Annotated in this window: 16 protein-coding genes; 6 read left to right on the top strand and 10 right to left on the bottom strand. The window is 73.8% G+C overall.

The features are described 5' to 3' along the window. Positions 1-5: 5 nt before the first annotated feature. The 5 genes from ABZT87_RS02530 to ABZT87_RS02510 are packed head-to-tail and all read right to left on the bottom strand — an operon-like array spanning position 6 to position 5,905. Positions 6-1,070 (bottom strand): glycosyltransferase, encoded by a 1,065-nt coding sequence (locus ABZT87_RS02530; RefSeq protein WP_355133142.1) that lies wholly within the window; start codon positions 1,068-1,070, stop codon positions 6-8. After that, positions 1,067-2,221, bottom strand: coding sequence for a glycosyltransferase (locus tag ABZT87_RS02525; protein WP_355133140.1), 1,155 nt, complete (start codon positions 2,219-2,221; stop codon positions 1,067-1,069). Before ABZT87_RS02525 ends, ABZT87_RS02530 begins: the two co-directional genes overlap by 4 nt. Then, entirely contained in the window at positions 2,218-3,375 is a 1,158-nt protein-coding gene (locus ABZT87_RS02520) for a glycosyltransferase (RefSeq protein ID WP_355133138.1), read from the bottom strand. Before ABZT87_RS02520 ends, ABZT87_RS02525 begins: the two co-directional genes overlap by 4 nt. Positions 3,376-3,416: 41 nt before the next feature. Next, positions 3,417-4,535: a glycosyltransferase gene (locus ABZT87_RS02515; protein WP_355133136.1), complete on the bottom strand. Its 1,119-nt coding sequence runs from the start codon at positions 4,533-4,535 to the stop codon at positions 3,417-3,419. Between the two features lie 32 nt (positions 4,536-4,567). Then, entirely contained in the window at positions 4,568-5,905 is a 1,338-nt protein-coding gene (locus tag ABZT87_RS02510; RefSeq protein ID WP_355133134.1) for a hypothetical protein, read from the bottom strand. A 186-nt stretch (positions 5,906-6,091) separates the two neighbouring features. Here ABZT87_RS02510 and ABZT87_RS02505 point away from each other — a divergent pair, with 186 nt between their 5' ends. The 6 genes from ABZT87_RS02505 to hutH are packed head-to-tail and all read left to right on the top strand — an operon-like array spanning position 6,092 to position 13,891. Next, positions 6,092-6,943 carry a MurR/RpiR family transcriptional regulator gene (locus ABZT87_RS02505; RefSeq protein WP_355133132.1) on the top strand — a complete coding sequence of 284 codons (852 nt, stop codon included), beginning with the start codon at positions 6,092-6,094 and terminating at the stop codon, positions 6,941-6,943. A 16-nt stretch (positions 6,944-6,959) separates the two neighbouring features. Beyond that, entirely contained in the window at positions 6,960-8,618 is a 1,659-nt protein-coding gene (hutU, locus tag ABZT87_RS02500; RefSeq protein ID WP_355133130.1) for a urocanate hydratase, read from the top strand. Next, a complete protein-coding gene (locus ABZT87_RS02495; protein WP_355133128.1) occupies positions 8,615-9,817 on the top strand; it encodes an allantoate amidohydrolase in 1,203 nt (400 codons plus the stop codon). The genes hutU and ABZT87_RS02495 overlap by 4 nt, the downstream gene beginning before the upstream one ends. Continuing rightward, positions 9,808-11,175 (top strand): formimidoylglutamate deiminase, encoded by a 1,368-nt coding sequence (locus tag ABZT87_RS02490; RefSeq protein WP_355133126.1) that lies wholly within the window; start codon positions 9,808-9,810, stop codon positions 11,173-11,175. The genes ABZT87_RS02495 and ABZT87_RS02490 overlap by 10 nt, the downstream gene beginning before the upstream one ends. Then, positions 11,172-12,356, top strand: coding sequence for an imidazolonepropionase (hutI, locus tag ABZT87_RS02485; protein ID WP_355133124.1), 1,185 nt, complete (start codon positions 11,172-11,174; stop codon positions 12,354-12,356). Before ABZT87_RS02490 ends, hutI begins: the two co-directional genes overlap by 4 nt. Next, entirely contained in the window at positions 12,353-13,891 is a 1,539-nt protein-coding gene (hutH, locus tag ABZT87_RS02480; RefSeq protein ID WP_354855135.1) for a histidine ammonia-lyase, read from the top strand. Before hutI ends, hutH begins: the two co-directional genes overlap by 4 nt. Before the next feature lie 62 nt (positions 13,892-13,953). Here the strand turns inward: hutH and rdgB are convergent, their stop codons facing one another. The 5 genes from rdgB to ABZT87_RS02455 all read right to left on the bottom strand — a co-directional run bounded on the left by rdgB (position 13,954) and on the right by ABZT87_RS02455 (position 18,448). Continuing rightward, the gene (gene rdgB / locus ABZT87_RS02475; RefSeq protein WP_355133122.1) at positions 13,954-14,571 is read right to left on the bottom strand and encodes an RdgB/HAM1 family non-canonical purine NTP pyrophosphatase; all 618 of its coding nucleotides are present in this window, start codon (positions 14,569-14,571) and stop codon (positions 13,954-13,956) included. Next, entirely contained in the window at positions 14,568-15,293 is a 726-nt protein-coding gene (gene rph / locus ABZT87_RS02470) for a ribonuclease PH (RefSeq protein WP_179782378.1), read from the bottom strand. Before rph ends, rdgB begins: the two co-directional genes overlap by 4 nt. Positions 15,294-15,303: 10 nt before the next feature. Beyond that, entirely contained in the window at positions 15,304-16,473 is a 1,170-nt protein-coding gene (locus ABZT87_RS02465; protein WP_355133120.1) for a glycosyltransferase, read from the bottom strand. Next, a complete protein-coding gene (locus tag ABZT87_RS02460) occupies positions 16,470-17,615 on the bottom strand; it encodes a glycosyltransferase family 1 protein (RefSeq protein WP_355133118.1) in 1,146 nt (381 codons plus the stop codon). The genes ABZT87_RS02465 and ABZT87_RS02460 overlap by 4 nt, the downstream gene beginning before the upstream one ends. 89 nt (positions 17,616-17,704) lie before the next feature. Then, on the bottom strand, positions 17,705-18,448 hold the full coding sequence (locus ABZT87_RS02455) for an MBL fold metallo-hydrolase (protein ID WP_354855133.1): 744 nt from the start codon (positions 18,446-18,448) through the stop codon (positions 17,705-17,707). Positions 18,449-18,583 lie beyond the last annotated feature (135 nt).

Below are 18,583 nucleotides of genomic sequence, written 5' to 3'. Positions count from 1 at the left end.
GACGATCATGACGCCCGGCCTTGCTGGGCGGCGGTGTACGCGGCGAGGAACCGGCCCGAGGCGTCCGTCGTGTCGACCGGTTTCACGCCGCGTTCGTGGGCGAGGGCGATGGCGTCCGAGATCGCCGCGACACCGGTGTCCCGGGCGACGGCGGTGGCCAGCTCGCCCAGACCACCGCAGGGGGCAACCGCGGTCGGCACCCCCAGTCGGGCCGCTACGGCGAGGACGCCGGACTGGCTGGCGACCTCGTACGGCGCGACGACGACATCGGCCGCCGCCACCAGCGCGGTGAACTCGTCGACGCTCAGGTACCGGTACGCCGTCGTCACCGCCGCCCCGGTCCGTTCGATGAGCGCGTCGACGCGCCGGCCCGGCCCGAGGTCTTCCCCGACCACCGCGCCCCGCCAGCCGGGCAGCTGCGCGACGGCCCGAACGAACAGCTCGGGATTCTTGTCCGCCCGGACCTGGCCGGGCAGCAGTGCGAGCTTGACCGCGCCCGGGTTCAGCTCGGTCCGCCACCGGTCGACGAGCGCCGGCTGCGGAGGCGGTGTCCACTGCGTCAGCGGCACCCGCTCGACGTTCGCCACACCTCGGTCGAGGAGGCGTTGCCGATCGGCTTCCGAGTAGACGAGCACGTGGTCGGCGTCCCGCAGCGCACTTCGCAGCGCCCGCCCGCCGCCCGGGGCGTTCGACCGGACGAAGGTGTTGTGCGGGCTGGCAACGACGGTCGCATGACGCCGCCGGGCGATCGAGATCAGCTCCGGGGTGAGCGCGAACAGCCCCTGGATGTGCACGACATCCTGCGGGCCGATCAGCCGGTGCAGGTGCGGCAGCGTGCGAAGCAGGTAGCGCGTCGACGTCCGGGCCTGGCGGACCTGCCGGTGGGGCGAGGTGCGGTGCCAGATCACGCATCGACAGAGGTTCACCGAGGTCGGTGCCGCGTCGCAGTCGTCGGCGGTGTGCACGACCACGTCGAGGCCCAGTTCGTGCAGGCCGGCAGCGACCTCGACGGTGTGGTTGAAGACCCCGCCACGACCGCCGGACTCGATGAGGTGTACGCGGCGGATCACGGTGTGGCCGTCCCCTCGGCGAGCACGGAGATGGCGGCAGCCAGTTCGCGGACGGTCTCGGGCCAGCCGAGGGTCGCGCTCCGTTGCCAACCTGCCAGTTCCTGGACGTGTCGGGCGGACGTGTCCCGCAGGACGTCGACGACCTCGCCGGCGAAGGTGTGCGGGTCGTCGGCCACCCGATGGGACTCGGCACCGTGTACGGCGGCCGGAAGACCCCGCGCCGCGAACGAACTCATGACGACGCATCGGCCCCGTGACATCGACTCGGTCAGTTTGAGCTGGGCGCCGCCGCCGGTGGTGGCGGGAGCGACGGTCAGGGCGGCTCCGGCGTACGCGTCGGTCACGTCGTCGAGCGTGCCGAGGACCGAAACCCCGGGTACGTCGGCGAACTCCTGCGCCAGCGCGTCGCTGCGCCGGCCGGCCACCACGAGCCGAGCGACGGGGAGGGCGGCGCGGACGAGTGGCCAGGTTTCCCGCAGGAACGTGCGCAGCGCCCGCACGTTGGGCTCGTAGTCGTAGGACGCCAACGCGAGGACGTACCCGTCGGGTGGCGAGGGATGGTACGGCCAGACGTCCACACCGTTGGGGGCGAGGACGACGTCGCTGGCCCACCCGCGCAGCACGTCCAGGTCCGGCGGGGACAGCGCGACGCACAGGGCGGCACGCGCGGCCACCCGGGGTTCCCAGAAGGCTGCCTTGGCGGCCTCAGCGCGGCGGGCCACGCGCTGCCACCCGTGGGCCGACCTCACCATCGTCGCGAGTCGTCGGCTCTCGATGTTGGCGAATTCGACGACCTGCGGTGCCTGCCGCGCCGCCGGGGGCGCCCAAGCGGCCAGGTAGGAGTGCGACCAGTAGACGACTTCGGGTCGGAACTTGTCGCACAGCCCCACCAGGGAGTCGGTGACCGGCGCCAGGTAGTGCCCGCCCAGGTGAGGCCGGCCCGACGCCCGGGTGCGGACGGCCGGCGGCGGTGACCACGGCAGCGGACTGGTCGCGACCGGGGCGTCCGGCTGCCGATCGCCGTGGTCGGGGAAGGTGACCAGCACCTCGGCGTCGCGCCCCAGCGCCTCGGCGACCCGCGCGGTGCGAATCCGGCCACCGTGCTGGGCCGGCCAGGGCGGCTCGACGGTGACGACCAGCACGCGGGTCACGGCGCGACTTCGGTCAGCAACAGGTTGCGCAGCAGCGCGCCGCGCCCCTCCCACCCGTGTTCGGCAGCGCTCGCCATCCGGGCGTCGACGACGGTGTCGGTGACCGGTTGCAGCAGGCCGGGCAGGTGGGTTGGCAGGTCGTCCGCGTCGGCCACGGTCACGTGGGGGTTGGCCCGAGCGAGTTCGGCCACCGCCGGCAGGGGGCTGCTCAGCACGGCCAGCCCGGAGGACAGGTACTCGAAGCACTTGAGCGGGCTGACGCCACGGGTGTAGTCGTTGATCGCGTACGGGATGACGCCTACGGCGCAGGTGCCGGCCACCTCGGCGAGCTGATCGGGGGAGAGGACGCCGAGGTGGCGGGCGCCCAGAGCTTCCAGTTGCCGCAACTCCGCGTCGAAGCTGCCCCCGCCGGCGGCGAGCGGCCCTGCCAGCAGTAGCTCGCCCCGGCCACGTACGGCGGTGGCGATCGATTCGAGGAGCCGCAGGTCGAGCTTGTGGACGGTGAGATTACCGGAGAAGAGGACGTCGGGTCGGCGTTGCGCCGCCGGCCTGCTCGCCGCCGTGAACACCGACACGTCGGCGACGTTGGGCAGGAGTTCGACGCGGGGAAAGCCGATGGCGGCGAGATGCTCCCGGACGGCCGTGCTGGTGGCGACTGCGACAGCGGTACGCGTCGACAGCGAACGCTCGCCGCGGGCTACCGCTACGGCGTCCACGCCGGGAAACGTCGCCAGCAGGTCGACGCAGTGGTAGACGACGAGGTCGGCAGCCTCTTCCAGGCCGTAGGTGACAGGCGTGAACGTCCAGAGCACACGGGGGCGTTCGCTCCGGAGCCAGTCGCCGGTGGCCCGCCGCAGCAGGGCGCGGTTGACCGGATAGGTGGGCGTGCGGTGCACCGGCAGCACGAGCGGCGACACGATCCGCGTACCCGCCGGGCGAGGTCGCTGCGCCGGGATCTCTTGGTCGCTCAGTGCGCGGCGAACCCGGGACGCCATCCGGACGACGTCGTCGCGACGCAGCGTGGGCCGGCGCAGGCCCAGTGACTCGACGAACGTGACATTCGCCGTGCGGGCCAGCTCCCGCGCGACGTAGTGCTGGTTCGTCGCGATCGGAGAGTCCCACTCGGCGGTGCCCAGCATCAGCACGTTCGCCATCGGAGCTTCGCCCGCCCCGGCACGCTCCGGTGCTGACCCGGTCACGATGATGCCTGCTCGTCCAGCCACACGGCCATGGTCTCCCGAAAGACCTGCGGCGTGAATCGTTGGGCGTTGGTCATCGCCGCCTGCGCCGACAGCTGCGACGCCCGACGGATCGGGTCCACGTATGCGCCCGGGCCGTCGGCGTCGAGGAGGAAGCCGGTCTCGCCGTTCACCACTGTTTCGAGCAGCCCGCCACGCGCCCAGCCCACCACGGGTGTCCCGCAAGCCTGGGCCTCGACCGGGATCATGCCGAAGTCCTCCAGAGCGGGATACAGCAACACGCTCGCGCCCCAGTACAACTCGCGGAGCCGCTCCGTGGTCGGTCTGACCTCGAACTCGACCGGCACGTCGACGCGGGCGGCGAGCCGGCGCAGATTGTCCTCCTCGGGGCCTCCGCCGGCGATCACGAGCGGCAGCCGGGCCGCCGCCGCGATCTCGATCATCAGATCGAAGTTCTTGTACGGAATCCAGCGGCCGACGCCGAGCAGATAACGGCGTTCCTGGTCGCGTACGGCCGGCGGGGCGGCCGCGAAGTAGTCCACCTCCACCGGCGGGTTGATCACCGTGGCGTCCCGGGCCCAGTAGCGGCGGATGCGTGCCCGCACCTCCAGCGAGTTCGCCGCATAGCCGTGCACGTGACGGCTCAGCCGCTTGTCGCCGGCCTGTAGGGCGACACGCATCGGCGCGAGCGCGGCGCTGGCACCCCGCTGGTCGAGGCCGGGGCTCCACACGTAGCGCGCGGGCGAGTGGACGTAGCTCAGGTGGCGGGTGCGCTCCGGATCGCCGATCTTCACGGTGTGCGCGAACGCGTGGCTCGACGAGAGGACCACGTCGTACTTCCGGCGGGTCAGCGTCCGCCAGGTGAGCGGCATGAGTGGGAGCGCGAGGGCCTTGCTGTGCCGCAGCGGGGTCTTCGCCAGCCAGGATTCGTGGATATCCCCGTCCACCGTCGCGTCGTGGTCCTTCCAGAGCACGAAGCGATCGGCGTGCGGCACGAGTTCGGCCATCTGTAGGAACACCTGCTCGGATCCGCCGGTGGCACCGAACCACTCGTGGATCAGCGCGACCGAGCGGTCGGCGAGAGGTCGAGGATCGGTGTCTGGTGTGGACGGCACGCCGCTCGTCTGCGCCTGCCCGCTCGACCTGATCAAAAGACGACCACGTCGCGGATGTAGCTGGCGAAGCGCCGCAACTGGTACGCCTCGGGCACGGGCGAGGTCATCCGGATCACGAGTTGACGGTTGATGGCGCCGTCCTCCCCGCTGCGGAAGTAGGCGACCACGACGAGGCCGTGCCGTTGCGTGCCGTCGACCTCGATGATCTGCTCGGCGTAGCTCGCGTACAGGCCGCTGCGGATCCACTGCGCACCCCACGCCTCCTCGACCGAGCGCATGGCGTTCTGCCACTGGCCGGTGCATGGCTGCGGGCATTCGCGCACGATCACCTCACCGCCGACCGCCTGGTTGCCCGAGGCGGTGGTGCCGCACTGGTACTTGACGAACCCCTCGGCGCGAGCGGCGAGCGTGCACTGCCAGGTCGTCGGGACCTTCACCGGGAAGCCCAGGCCGTCGAGATCGGTCAGCGTCCGGACGGTGTCCCGCTCGGTGAACCGTGGCCACTGCGTCGGCCACGCACCCGGCTTGGGCGGTTCGATACCGGGCGACTGCGGCGGCGTCGTCGGGATCGCCGGCGACAGGATGCTCGTGGTGGGCGCGGTCTGCGGCGCACCGGGATCGTCCGACCCACCCCAGAGCACCAGACCGCCCGCCGCGGCGAGCACCACCAGGACCAGCGCGGCGGCTCCGACCCACAGCCGGGTACGCCGCGGGCGTGGCTCGGAGGGCTTGATGCGGCGCACGGGCGCGACGAACGGATCGGCCGGCGGCACCACCGGGCGGGTCTGCGCGATCGGCGGTCCCGGGACCTCGACGGGCACGCCCCCGGTCGTGTCCGTCGCGGAAGGCGACGTGGGCGCACCCGAGACCGGCTGCGGGGCCGCGGACACCGGGTTCGCGTGCACGGCCCAGGGTGCGTGCGGCATGTCGGCCGCCGGCCGGGGCGCGCCGGACACCGGCGGCGGGCTGGACACCGGAGTACTCGAGACCGGTGTGCCGGAGACCGGCGAACTCGACACCGGAGAGGCGGAGACCGGAGGCGCGGAGACCGGCGGGAGCTGGGCGGGTGTGTATTCGACGCCGAGGGCCCGGAACAGTTTTTCGGCACCGGGGCCCGCTTCGGCGGGATACGCGACCCAGGGCGCGGCGGCCGAGAAGTCGGCGTACGCGAACGACATCGAGCCGGGGCCCTGGGCGAGGGAGTTGGCCGTCCCGGCGAACGCTTCCCGCCAACCGGCAGTGCCGGCGACGGCGGCGTCCAGCACCGCGACCGTCACGAGTCGGCCGTGCTCGTCGATGGCAGCCCACGCCTTGCCGACCGGAGATCCACCCAGCGCGTGGGTGAACCGGTAGGGGCTTTCCGGCTGCATGCGCAACTCCTCTGTCCAACCGCCGTGCGGATCCTACAATCACCGCTCCAGCGCGTTGGGTCACCGTTGGGACCACCAACCAGGGCAATAGCCATCGAAGCGGTTGATGTCCCATCGCCGATCGTCGGCGATGTGTCTACTCGGCCGACCATTGCCTCTGAAAGTTTTCATGCATACAGTCGCGGAGTGAATGACGGAGCGGTCCAGGCGTCGGCCGAACAGGTGTTCAACCTGTTCGACGGCGTGCGGCTCACCCCGACCCAGCGTCGGATCGCGCACTGTCTCGTGCAGCACGCCCCGGCCGTGGCGTACCTCTCCGCGGCGGAGGTCGCCGAACTGGCCGGGGTCAGCCAACCCTCGGTCACCCGGTTCGCCGTCGCGCTCGGCCATGACGGCTATCCGGCGCTGCGCCGCCGGCTGCGCGACCTCACCAGCACGACACCCGGCGGGCCGACGGACGCCGGCAACGAACTCCAGCAGGCGGTACGCGCCGAGATGGGCAACCTGGACCGGCTGGCCGGTCAGCTCGCCGACACCGACCGGATCGCCGAGACCGGGCGGCTGCTCGCGACCAGCCGCCCGCTGCCGGTGCTCGGCCTGCGCGCCGCCGCGCCGCTGGCCGCGTACTTCGCCTACTTCGCCGCCAAGGTGCACCCGGACGTACGGGTGCTCGACGACGGCGGCAGCCTGCTCACCGACCGCCTGGAGCAGGCCGCCGAGGCCGGGGCGTCCGCCGTGCTCGCCTTCGTGCTGCCCCGCTACCCCCGGGAGACCCTGGACGCGCTGCGCGACGCGCGTGCCGCCGGACTGACCGTCGTGGCGATCACCGACTCGCCGGTCAGTCCGGCCGCCGAACACGCCGACGTGCTGCTGCCGGCCGCCGTCGGCGCCCAGCTCGTCTTCGACCTGCACACCGCCCCGATGACCCTGGCCATGGTGCTGTTGCAGGCGATCTGCGACGCCGCGCCGGCCGACACCCAACGCCGTCTGGAGGCGTTCGAAGCCTCCGCGGCCCGCCGACAGTTGTTCCTCGGTTGACCGGAGGAGACCGCAGATGACCCAGCCTATCCGTGCCGCACGGGGCAGCCAGCTCACCACCCGCGGGTGGCAGCAGGAGGCCGCCCTGCGGATGCTGATGAACAACCTCGACCCGGAGGTGGCCGAACGCCCCGACGACCTGGTCGTCTACGGCGGCACCGGCAAGGCGGCGCGGGACTGGCCGTCGTACCACGCGTTGGTCCGTACGCTGACCGACCTGCGCGAGGACGAGACGATGCTGGTGCAGTCGGGCCGCCCGGTCGGGGTCATGCGCACCCACGAGTGGGCGCCCCGGGTGCTGCTGGCCAACTCGAACCTGGTCGGTGACTGGGCGACCTGGCCGGAGTTCCGCCGCCTCGAACAGCTCGGCCTGACCATGTACGGGCAGATGACCGCCGGCTCGTGGATCTACATCGGCACCCAGGGCATCCTCCAGGGCACCTACGAGACGTTCGCGGCGGTGGCCGCCAAGAGGTTCGACGGAAGTCTCGCCGGCACGCTGACGCTGACCGCCGGCTGCGGCGGAATGGGGGGCGCGCAGCCCCTCGCGGTCACCATGAACGACGGCGTCTGCCTGATCGTGGACGTGGACCGCACCCGGCTCGACCGTCGCGTGCACGACCGCTACCTGGACGAGGTCGCCGACTCGCTGGACGACGCCGTCGAGCGGGTCCTCGCGGCGAAGCGGGACCGGCGGGCGTTGAGCGTCGGCGTCGTCGGCAATGCCGCCGAGGTCTTTCCCGAGCTGCTCAGCCGGGGCGTCGAGATCGACATCGTGACCGACCAGACCAGCGCGCACGACCCGCTGGCGTACCTGCCGGTGGGGGTCGAGCTGGCCGACGCCCGCGACTACGCCGCCGCGAAGCCGGCCGAGTTCACCGACCGGGCCCGAGCGTCGATGGCGAAGCACGTCGAGGCGATGGTGGGCTTCCTCGACGCCGGTGCCGAGGTGTTCGACTACGGCAACTCGATCCGGGGCGAGGCTCAGCTCGGCGGCTACCAGCGGGCCTTCGACTTCCCCGGTTTCGTGCCCGCGTACATCCGGCCGCTGTTCTGCGAGGGCAGGGGCCCGTTCCGGTGGGCGGCGCTCTCCGGCGACCCGGCCGACATCGCGGCCACCGACCGGGCCATCCTGGACCTGTTCCCGGAGAACGAGTCGCTGGCCCGGTGGATCAAGCTGGCCGGCGAGCGGGTCGCCTTCCAGGGCCTGCCGGCCCGGATCTGCTGGCTCGGTCAGGGCGAACGGGACCGGGCGGGTGTGCGGTTCAACGACATGGTCGCCTCCGGTGAACTCTCCGCCCCGGTGGTGATCGGCCGCGACCACCTGGACACCGGCAGCGTCGCCAGCCCGTACCGGGAGACCGAACAGATGGCCGACGGCTCCGACGCCATCGCCGACTGGCCGCTGCTCAACGCGCTGGTCAACACGGCCAGCGGCGCGTCCTGGGTGTCGATCCACCACGGCGGTGGCGTCGGCATCGGGCGGTCGATCCACGCCGGGCAGGTCTGCGTGGCCGACGGCACCGCACTCGCGGGGCAGAAGATCGAGCGGGTGCTCACCAACGACCCGGCGATGGGCGTCATCCGGCACGTCGACGCCGGCTACGACAGCGCCCGCGAGGTCGCCGAGCGCACCGGGGTACGGGTGCCGATGGCCGAGGGTGGCAACTCGTGACGGACCACCTTCCCGGCCGGTTCCGGGCGTTGTGGGACGAGATCGCGCCGGTCGGACGGGACGCCGGCAGCGGCGGCTACCTGCGCTACGCGTTGACCGAGCCGGAGCAGGAGCTGCGGTCCTGGTTCCGTACGCAGGCGCAGCGGCGGGGCCTGCCGGTCACCGAGGATGGCAACGGCAACCTGTTCGCCCACTGGGGTGACCCGGAGGGCTCCGACGCGGTGCTGACCGGCAGCCACTTCGACTCGGTGCCGCACGGCGGGGCGTACGACGGGCCGCTCGGCATCGTCAGCGCGTTCCTGGCCGTGGACGAGCTACGCGCCGCCGGCGTCACCCCCGTCCGACCGCTGGTGCTGGGCGCGTTCGTCGAGGAGGAAGGCGCCCGTTTCGGCGTACCCTGTCTGGGCTCGCGGCTGCTCACCGGCGCGCTGGCGGCCGACCGCGCGGCCGGCCTGCGCGACGCGGCCGGGGTGAGCTTCGCCGACGCGCTCGGCTACCGGCCGGCGGGCGCCCGACCGGAGCTGCTGGGCCGGTTCGGCGCCTTCGTGGAGCTGCACGTCGAGCAGGGCCGCGCGCTGATCGACACGGACGCGCCGGTCGGGGTGGCCAGCGCGATCTGGCCGCACGGCCGCTGGCGCTTCGACGTGGTCGGGGAGGGCAACCACGCGGGTACGACCCGGATGGCCGACCGCCGCGACCCGATGCTCACCTACGCGTTCACGGTGCTGGCGGCCAACAAGGAGGCCCGGCTGCGCGGCGCGCACGCCACCGTGGGCCGGGTCGCCGTCGAGCCCAACGCCACCAACGCCATTCCGTCGAAGGTGACCGGCTGGCTGGACGCCCGGGCCGCCGACCCGGAGACGCTGGCCGGGCTGGTCGACGCGGTCCGGGGCAAGCTCACCGAGCGGGCCCGCCGCGACGGTACGGAGGTGACCGTCACCGAGGAGTCGGTGACCCCGCTGGTCGCCTTCGACGGCGGGCTGGCCAGACGCCTGGCCGCGCTGCTCGACGCGCCGGTGCTGCCGACCGGCGCGGGGCACGACGCCGGGGTGCTCGCCGCGCACCTGCCCACCGCGATGCTCTTCGTGCGCAACCCGACCGGGGTGTCGCACTCCCCCGCCGAGGCCGCGACCGACGACGACTGCGCCGCCGGGGTACGCGCGCTGGCCCGCGTGCTGGAGGAGCTGACATGCCGCTGACCCCGACCCGCTGGCTCGCCGAGTACGCCTGGCTGCCCGATCTCGCCCAGCCCACGCCCGACGTGCTCATCGAGACCGACGCAGGGGTGATCACCGGTGTGACCGCGTTGGCCGCGCCCGGCCGGCCGAGCGCCGGTGTGGACGTGTACGCCGACGCCGTGCCGCTGCCCGGCCTGACCCTGCCCGGCCTCGCGAACGTGCACTCGCACGCCTTCCACCGGGCTCTGCGCGGGCGTACCCACGGCGGCCGGGGCGACTTCTTCAGCTGGCGGGACCGGATGTACGCGGTGGCGGACCGGCTGGACCCGGACACCTACCTGGCGCTGGCCCGCGCCGTCTACGCCGAGATGGCCCTCGCGGGCATCACCTGCGTCGGCGAGTTCCACTACCTGCACCACCGACCCGACGGCGGCGCGTACGACGACCCGAACGCGATGGGGGCGGCGCTTGTCGAGGCCGCCGCGCACGCCGGCATCCGGCTCACCCTGCTGGACGCCTGCTACCTGAGCGCCGGAGTGGACGGCCGGCCGCTCGCGGGGCCGCAGCGGCGCTTCGGCGACGGCGACGCGGCCCGCTGGGCGCAGCGGGTGTCGGCGTTCCAGCCGGCGGACTCGCACGCCCGGGTGGGCGCGGCCGTGCACTCGGTGCGGGCGGTCCCGGCGGAGCAGTTGCGCGCGGTCGCCGACTGGGCCCGGGAGCGGCGCGCACCGCTGCACGTACACCTCTCCGAGCAGCCGGCCGAGAACGACGAGTGCCGGGCCGTGCACGGGCGTACGCCCACCGCGCTGCTCGCCCAGCACGGCGTGCTCGGGCCGGAGACCACCGCCGTGCACGCCACCCACCCGACCAGCGGAGACCTGACGCTGCTCGCCGACAGCCGGACCGGGGTGTGCCTCTGCCCCACCACCGAACGCGACCTCGCCGACGGCATCGGCCCGGCCCGGCGGATGGCCGACGCGGGGATCCGGCTGAGCCTGGGCAGCGACAGCCACGCCGTGATCGACCTGTTCGAGGAGGCCCGGGCGGTGGAGCTGGACGAGCGGCTGCGCACCCGCCGGCGCGGCCACTTCACGCCGGCGGGCCTGCTGACCATGGCGACCGCTGCCGGGCACGCGGCGCTGGGCTGGGCCGACGCCGGGCGGATCGCCGTGGGCGCCCGCGCCGACCTGGTCACGGTACGACTCGACAGCGCCCGCACCGCCGGGGTGCCGCCGGTGGGGGCGTTCTTCGCAGCCGGGGCGGCCGACGTCGACCAGGTCGTGGTGGACGGCCGCGTGGTGGTGGCCGAGGGCCGGCACCTGAGCGTCGACGTGCCGGCCGAACTGTCGGCGTCGATCGAGGCGGTGATCCGCTCATGAGCGCTCTGCTGGTCGACAACATCGGCGAGCTGGTCACCAACGGCGTCGGCGAGGGCCCGCTGGGCATCCGCCGCGAGGCGGCCGTGCTGATCGAGGAGGGCCGGGTGGCCTGGGTCGGGCCGGCCGCGTACGCGCCGGCCGCCGACCGGCGGATCGACGCCGGTGGCGCCGCCGTGCTGCCCGGCTTCGTGGACAGCCACGCGCACCTGGTCTTCGCCGGGGACCGGGCCGCCGAGTTCGCCGCCCGGATGGCCGGCGAGCCCTACACCGGCGGTGGCATCCGGACCACTGTCGGCGCGACCCGGGCCGCCAGCGACGACGAACTGCGGGCCACCGTGCGCCGGCTGCGCGGGGAGGCGCTGCGCCAGGGCACCACGACCATCGAGATCAAGAGTGGGTACGGGCTGACCGTCGCCGACGAGGCCCGCTCGCTGCGGATCGCCGCCGAGTTCACCGAGGACGCCACCTTCCTGGGTGCCCACGTGGTGCCCGCCGAGTACGCCGACCGCCCCGACGACTACGTCGGACTGGTCTGCGGGCCGATGCTGGCCGCCGCCGCGCCGCACGCGAAGTGGATCGACGTCTTCTGCGAGCGGGGCGCCTTCGACGTGGACCACGCCCGCGCCATCCTCGCCTGCGGGCAGGCCGCCGGGCTGGGCGTACGGCTGCACGCCAACCAGCTCGGCCCCGGCCCGGGTGTGCAGCTCGGGGTGGAGCTGGACGCGGCAAGCGTGGACCACTGCACCCACCTGTCCGACGCCGACATCGACGCGCTCGCCGGCACGGCCCACAGCGACGGGTCGGGCACCCGCACGGTCGCCACCCTGCTGCCCGGTGCCGAATTCTCCACCCGCTCGCCGTACCCGGACGCCCGCCGGCTGCTCGACGCCGGAGTCACCGTGGCCCTGGCGACGGACTGCAACCCCGGCTCGTCGTACACCTCGTCGATGCCGTTCTGCATCGCCCTGGCCGTCCGGGAGATGCGGATGACCCCGGCGGAGGCGCTGTGGGCGGCGACCGCCGGCGGCGCACGGGCCCTGCGCCGCGACGACGTCGGCGTGCTCACCCCCGGCGCACGGGCCGACCTGGTCGTCCTGGACGCGCCGTCCTACCTGCACCTGGCCTACCGGCCCGGTGTCCCCCTGATCCACCAGGTAATACGCAACGGAGTTCCACAGTGACGACCGTGATCATTCAACCCACCGGTATCACCGCCGACGACGTCCTCGCGGTGGCGCGCGGCACCGCGACGGTGACCCTCGACCCGGCCACCCGCGACGCGATGGCGACCAGCCGCGCGATCGTGGACGGGATCGAGGCCGCCGGGCGGCCCGTGTACGGCGTGTCGACCGGGTTCGGCGCGCTCGCCAACACGTTCGTCGCGCCGGAGCGGCGGGCCGAGCTGCAACACGCGCTGATTCGCTCGCACGCCGCCGGGGTGGGCGCCCCGATGCCGCGCGAGGTGGTCCGGGCCATGATGCTGCTGCGGGTACGCTCGCTCGCCCTGGGCCGCTCCGGGGTCCGCCCGCAGGTCGCCGAGGCGCTCGTCGACCTGCTCAACCACGACATCACCCCGTGGGTGCCGGAGCATGGTTCGCTGGGCGCCTCCGGCGACCTCGCGCCGTTGGCGCACTGCGCGTTGGTGCTGCTCGGTGAGGGCTGGGTGCTCGGCCCGGCCGGCGAGCGGCAGGACGCCGCCGAGGCGTTGACCGCCGCCGGGCTCAAGCCGATCGAGCTGGCCGCCAAGGAGGGGCTGGCGCTGATCAACGGCACCGACGGCATGCTCGGCATGCTGCTGCTGGCCATCCACGACGCGGCGCACCTGTTCGCCATGGCGGACGTGACCGCCGCGCTGGCCATCGAGGCGATGCTCGGCTCGGAGCGGCCGTTCCTGCCCGAGCTGCACGCCATCCGTCCGCATCCCGGCCAGGCGGCGTCGGCGGCGAACATCCACCGGCTGTTGCAGGACTCCCGCGTCATGGACTCGCACCGTGACGACCTGGCGCACGCCGTGCAGGACGCGTACTCGATGCGCTGCGCGCCGCAGGTGGCCGGCGCGGCCCGGGACACCCTGGACTTCGTCCGAACGGTCGCGGCCCGGGAACTGGTGTCGGTCGTGGACAACCCGGTGGTGCTGCCCGACGGCCGGGTCGAGTCCACCGGAAACTTCCATGGCGCGCCGCTGGGCTTCGCCGCCGACTTCCTCGCCATCGCCGCCGCCGAGGTGGGCGCGATCGCCGAGCGGCGGGTGGACCGGCTGCTGGACGTCACCCGCTCCCGGGAGCTGCCGGCGTTCCTCTCTCCCGACGCCGGGGTCAACTCCGGCCTGATGATCGCCCAGTACACGGCGGCCGGGATCGTCGCGGAGAACCGTCGGCTCGCCGCGCCCGCCTCGGTGGACTCGCTGCCCACCAGCGGCATGCAGGAGGACCACGTCTCGATGGGCTGGGCGGCGGCCAAGAAGCTGCGGACCGTGTTGGACAACCTCACCAGTCTGCTCGCGGTGGAGTTGCTGGCCGGCGTACGCGGGTTGCAACTGCGCGCGCCGCTGGTGCCGTCGCCGGCCGGCCGGGCCGCCGTGGTCGCCCTGGGCACGGCGGCTGGCGAACCCGGCCCGGACGTGTTCCTCGCCCCGGTGCTGGAGGCCGCCCGCGCGGTGCTGGCCGGGCCGGAGCTGCGCGCCGCCATCGAACGGGAGGTCGGCCCACTGGGCTGACCTTCGCGGGTCGCTGTCGTCCGCCGCGGGTCAGGCGGCGGGCGGCAGCACCTCCGCGACCGTCAGGCGGCGGGCGGCAGCACCTTCGCGACGAGCTTGGCCAGCTCCCGCAGCGCCTTGCCCCGGTGGCTGACCGCGTCCTTCTCCTGCGGGGTCAGCTCGGCGTTGGTCCGGTCCTGCCCGTCGCCGAGGAAGATCGGGTCGTAGCCGAACCCGCCGTCGCCGCGCGGCGCGCGCAGCACCCGACCGGACTGCCGGCCGTCGACCAGGTGCTCCTTGCCGCCGGGCAGTACCAGCGCCACCGTGCAGACGAAGGACGCGGCCCGGTGCTCGTCCGGCACGTCGGCGATCTGGTCGAGCACCAGGTGGAGGTTGGCCCCGTCGTCGCCGTGCCGACCGGACCAGCGGGCGCTGAACACGCCCGGCATCCCGTTCAGCGCGTCCACGGCGAGCCCGGAGTCGTCGGCGATCGTCGGCAGCCCGGTACGCCGGCAGCCCTCCCGCGCCTTGATCAGCGCGTTCTCGCCGAAGGTGAGGCCGGTCTCCGGCAGCTCCGGGTACTCGTCGACGTCGTCGAGGCCGAGCAGGGCGATCCGGTGCGCGCCGAGCGCGCCGTCCAGGATCCGCTGAAGCTCCACCAGCTTCTTACGGTTACGGGTGGCCAGCAGGACCTTGTTCATGCCAGTGCCTTCCGCTGGGCTTCGGCCAGATCCGCGCACCCGGCCACGGCCAGGTCGAGCAGGCTGTCGAGCTGGTCGCGGGCGAACACGCCCGCCTCGCCGGTGCCCTGCACCTCGACGAAGTCGCCCGCGCCGGTGCACACCACGTTCATGTCCACCTCGGCGGCCACGTCCTCCTCGTAGCAGAGGTCCAGTCGCGCCTCGCCGGCGATGATCCCGACGCTGACCGCCGCGACCGACCGGTGCATCACCTTCTCCGGCTTGCCGGCCAACGCCTTGCGGGCGGCCAGCCAGCCCACCGCGTCGTGCAGCGCCACGTACGCGCCGGTGATCGCGGCCGTGCGCGTGCCGCCGTCGGCCTGGAGCACGTCGCAGTCGAGCACGATCGAGTTCTCGCCGAGCGCCTTGAGGTCGATGCTGGCCCGCAGGCTGCGCCCGATCAGGCGGGAGATCTCGTGCGTGCGGCCACCGACGCGGCCCTTGACGCTCTCCCGGTCCGAGCGGGTGTTGGTGGCCCGGGGCAGCATCGCGTACTCGGCGGTCACCCAGCCGAGCCCGGAGCCCTTGCGCCAGCGGGGCACGCCCTCGGTGACGCTCGCCGTGCAGAGCACCCGGGTGCCGCCGAACTCGACGAGCACCGAGCCCTCCGGATGGGTGCTCCAGCCCCGGGTCAGGGTCACCGGTCGGAGTTGAGAGGGCCCTCGCCCGTCAGGTCGCGCCATGCCCTGCACCCTATGCGGTGCGGCGATCCGCCTCCCCCGGGGTGTCCCGAGCAGCGTCCGCGTCGTGCACCCGCAGGAATCCGGCGACCGCCGCCGGCCAGCCGAACTCCTCGGCCCGAGCGCGGGCGGCCCGCCGCCGCGCCGCCTCCGGCCGGGCCACGAGGCGGGTCACGGCCTCGGCCAGCGACGCCCCGGAGCCGTACGCGGCCAGCCCGGCCGAGCCGACCACCTCGGGCAACGCGCTCGCGGCGTTCACCACCACCGGGGTGCCGCAGGCCAACGCCTCCAGCCCGGCGAGGCCGAAGGTCTCCACCGGGCCGGGCGCCAGCACCACGTCCGCGCTGGCGAGCAGCGCGGCCACCGTCGCGCGGTCGGGCAGGTGACCGGTGAACGTGACCGGCAGGCCGGCGGTCCGGCGGGCCAGCGACGCGCGCAACGGGCCGTCCCCGGCCAGCACCAGCACCGCCGGCACGCCCGAGCGGCGCAGCTCGACGAGGGCTTCGACCGCCAGCTCCGGCCGCTTCTCCGGAGACAACCGGGCGCAGTGTACGAGCAGCAGTTCGGTCGGGTCGGCGTAGCGCTCACGCATCCCCGGGTCGGCCCGGTCCGGTCCGAAGGTGTCCAGGTCCACCCCGAGCGGCACGAGATCCACATTGTCGGCGCCGACGCGGTCGAACTCCTCGGCCGCCCACCGGGTCGTGCACACGATCCGGTCGTACGCCCGGCTGGTGGCCCGGTTGAGCCGGTCGGCGATCGGCCGCCGCAGCACGTCCGGCACACCCCACTGGCCGAGCAGCCCGGTCAGCGACTCGTGCGAGACCAGCACCGACGGCACCCCGTGCGCCTTCGCCCAGCCGCCCGTCCAACGCAGCGACGACCGGTCGGACACCTCCAGCCGGTCCGGCGCCAGCTCGGCGAGCACCCGGGCCAGCCGCTGCCGGCCGGCCAGCAGCCGGTAGCCGCCGGTGCCGGGCAGCTCCACGCCGGGCAGGGTCACCACCCGACCCCACGGGTGCCACTCGTGGGCGTCGCGTCGACCGGGCACCACAAGCACCGGATCGTGCCCCGCCGCGCGGTAGCCCTCGCCGAGGTGTCGCAGCGCGGTGCGCAGGCCACCGGAGCGCGCGGTCACGAAGTTCGCGAGCCGGACGATCCGCAGCCCGCCGGCCGTCCCCGTCACGACGCGGCCGGCAGGCCCACGGTGGCGGCCTGGGCGCGTACCGCGGCATAGTGTCCGACCAGCTCGTCGCCGACGGCCGCCCAACTGCGCCGGCGGACCGCGGCCCGGGCGGCCACCCCGTACGCCCGCCGCCGGTCGGCGTCCCCGGCCAACTCGGCCACCGCGGCGGCGAGGGCGTCCCCGTCGTCCGGCGGGACCAGCAGCCCGGTCGTCCCCGAGTCGACCAGATCCACCGGCCCGCCACTGGCCGGCGCGACCACCGGCACCCCGGAGGCCAGCGCCTCCTGGAGGGTCTGGCCGAACGTCTCGTGCGGCCCGGTGTGCACGAACACGTCCAGGCTGGCGTAGAGCCGGGCCAGGTCCTCGCCGTGCTGCACCCCGAGGAAGTTCACCCCCGGCAGCGCCCGGGCCAGCTGGCGGCGGGCGGGGCCGTCACCGGCCACCACGACCCGCACGCCCGGCAGCCGGGACGTCGCCGCCAGCAGCTCCACCCGCTTCTCCGGGGCCAGCCGGCCGACGTAGCCGACCAGCAGCTCCCCACCGGGGGCCAGCCGGTGCCGCAGGTCCGCGCACCGCTTGGCCGGGTCGAACCGGACGGCGTCCACGCCCCGGCCCCACAGCCAGATCCGCTGCACCCCGTTGGCGATCAGGTCGGCGGCCGCCCGGGTCGACGGCGCGAGGGTCCGCTGCGCCAGATTGTGGATCTCCCGAAGCCGCCGCCACGCGGCGGCCTCACCCCAACTCACCCGGTACGCCCTGGCGTAGGCCGCCACGTCGGTCTGGTAGACCGCCACCATGGGCAGCCCGTACCGGCTGGCGAGGGTGGCCGCGCGAGCCCCGAGGATGAACGGGCTGGCCAGGTGCACCACGTCGGGCGCGGCCGACAGCAACGCCCCCGCCAGCCGGGTGGTGGTCGGCACGCCCAGCCGGAAGCCCTGGTAGCGGGGCAACGGCACGCTCGGGATACGCACCACCGGGTAGGGCAGCCCCTCGATGTCCCGCCGCCCCGCCCCGGGCGGTGCGGGCGCGATGACGACCGGCTCGTGGCCCCGGGCCAGCAGGTGCTCCGCCGTGCGCACCACGGAGTGCGCGACGCCGTTCACGTCCGGCGGGAACGACTCGGTCACGATGGCGATCCGCATGCCCACACCGTGCGGGTGCCACGGGTGCCCCAGGCGACCGGCCGCTGACCGGCCGGCGAACAGTACGGCACAACACCGCCGCGTGGCGGTCAGATGTCGTAGCTGGCGCCGGCCCGGACCACCTCGAGCGGCCCGGTGTACGCGGCGGCAGCCGACTCCAACGTGTGCGCCTCGCTGCCCCACGCCGCGACCAGGTGGGTGAGCAGCAGCCGGCCCACCACCGCCTTGGTCGCCGTCTCGCCCGCCTCCCGGCCGGTCAGGTGCAGGTCCGGAGGATTGTCCACGCCGTCGAGGTAACTGGCCTCGCACAGGAACACGTCGGCATTCTGCGCCAGGCGCAGCAACGCGTCGCAGGGCGCGGTGTCCGACGAGTAGCACAGCGACCGACCGCCGTGCTCCAACCGCACGCCGTACGTCTCGACGGGATGGTTGACCCGGTCGACGGTGACGGTGAACGGCCCGATCGGGAAGGTGCCCGGCTGCAACGCGTAGAACTGGTAGACGTCCTCCACCGTGCCGTCGTCGCCGTAGGCGGCGCTGAGGCGGTCCGGTGCGCCGGACGGCGCGTACACCGGCAACGGCGGGTAGGGGCCGTCCGGGGCGTACCGGCGGACCACCACGTACGACACGGCGTCGAGGATGTGGTCACAGTGCAGGTGGGTCAGCAGGATCGCGTCGGGGGCGTGCAGCCCGACGTAGCGCTGGAGGCTGGACAGCGACCCCGAGCCGAAGTCGACCAGGAGGCGGAAGCCGTCCGCCTCGACGAGATAGGCGGAGCACGGCGACTCGGGGCCGGGGAAGCTACCGGCACACCCCAGGACAGTCAGTCGCATCGGGTCGTCTCACTGTCACTGTCAGTAGCATCCATGCCGGCGGTCGTCCCGGCCATGATCTCTACCGACGCGTACGCCACGCTGCGCAGCCTACGCTGGGGTGCCCGAGGACAAGAATCATCCGTTGGAAGTTGT

Source organism: Micromonospora sp. NPDC005237, from assembly GCF_040607775.1.
GTDB lineage: Bacteria > Actinomycetota > Actinomycetes > Mycobacteriales > Micromonosporaceae > Micromonospora.
The sequence above is the reverse complement of the archived record's forward strand: the minus strand, read 5'-3'. Positions and strand labels throughout refer to the sequence as shown.

What these genes read in the sequence shown, in the direction of transcription:
- rdgB (WP_355133122.1), bottom strand. Translation starts at nt 14,571, where the DNA reads ATGAACAAGGTCCTGCTGGCCACCCGTAACCGTAAGAAGCTGGTGGAG.
- ABZT87_RS02490 (WP_355133126.1), top strand. Translation starts at nt 9,808, where the DNA reads ATGCCGCTGACCCCGACCCGCTGGCTCGCCGAGTACGCCTGGCTGCCC.
- ABZT87_RS02455 (WP_354855133.1), bottom strand. Translation starts at nt 18,448, where the DNA reads ATGCGACTGACTGTCCTGGGGTGTGCCGGTAGCTTCCCCGGCCCCGAG.
- hutU (WP_355133130.1), top strand. Translation starts at nt 6,960, where the DNA reads ATGACCCAGCCTATCCGTGCCGCACGGGGCAGCCAGCTCACCACCCGC.
- ABZT87_RS02460 (WP_355133118.1), bottom strand. Translation starts at nt 17,615, where the DNA reads ATGCGGATCGCCATCGTGACCGAGTCGTTCCCGCCGGACGTGAACGGC.
- hutI (WP_355133124.1), top strand. Translation starts at nt 11,172, where the DNA reads ATGAGCGCTCTGCTGGTCGACAACATCGGCGAGCTGGTCACCAACGGC.
- rph (WP_179782378.1), bottom strand. Translation starts at nt 15,293, where the DNA reads ATGGCGCGACCTGACGGGCGAGGGCCCTCTCAACTCCGACCGGTGACC.
- ABZT87_RS02520 (WP_355133138.1), bottom strand. Translation starts at nt 3,375, where the DNA reads ATGGCGAACGTGCTGATGCTGGGCACCGCCGAGTGGGACTCTCCGATC.
- ABZT87_RS02510 (WP_355133134.1), bottom strand. Translation starts at nt 5,905, where the DNA reads ATGCAGCCGGAAAGCCCCTACCGGTTCACCCACGCGCTGGGTGGATCT.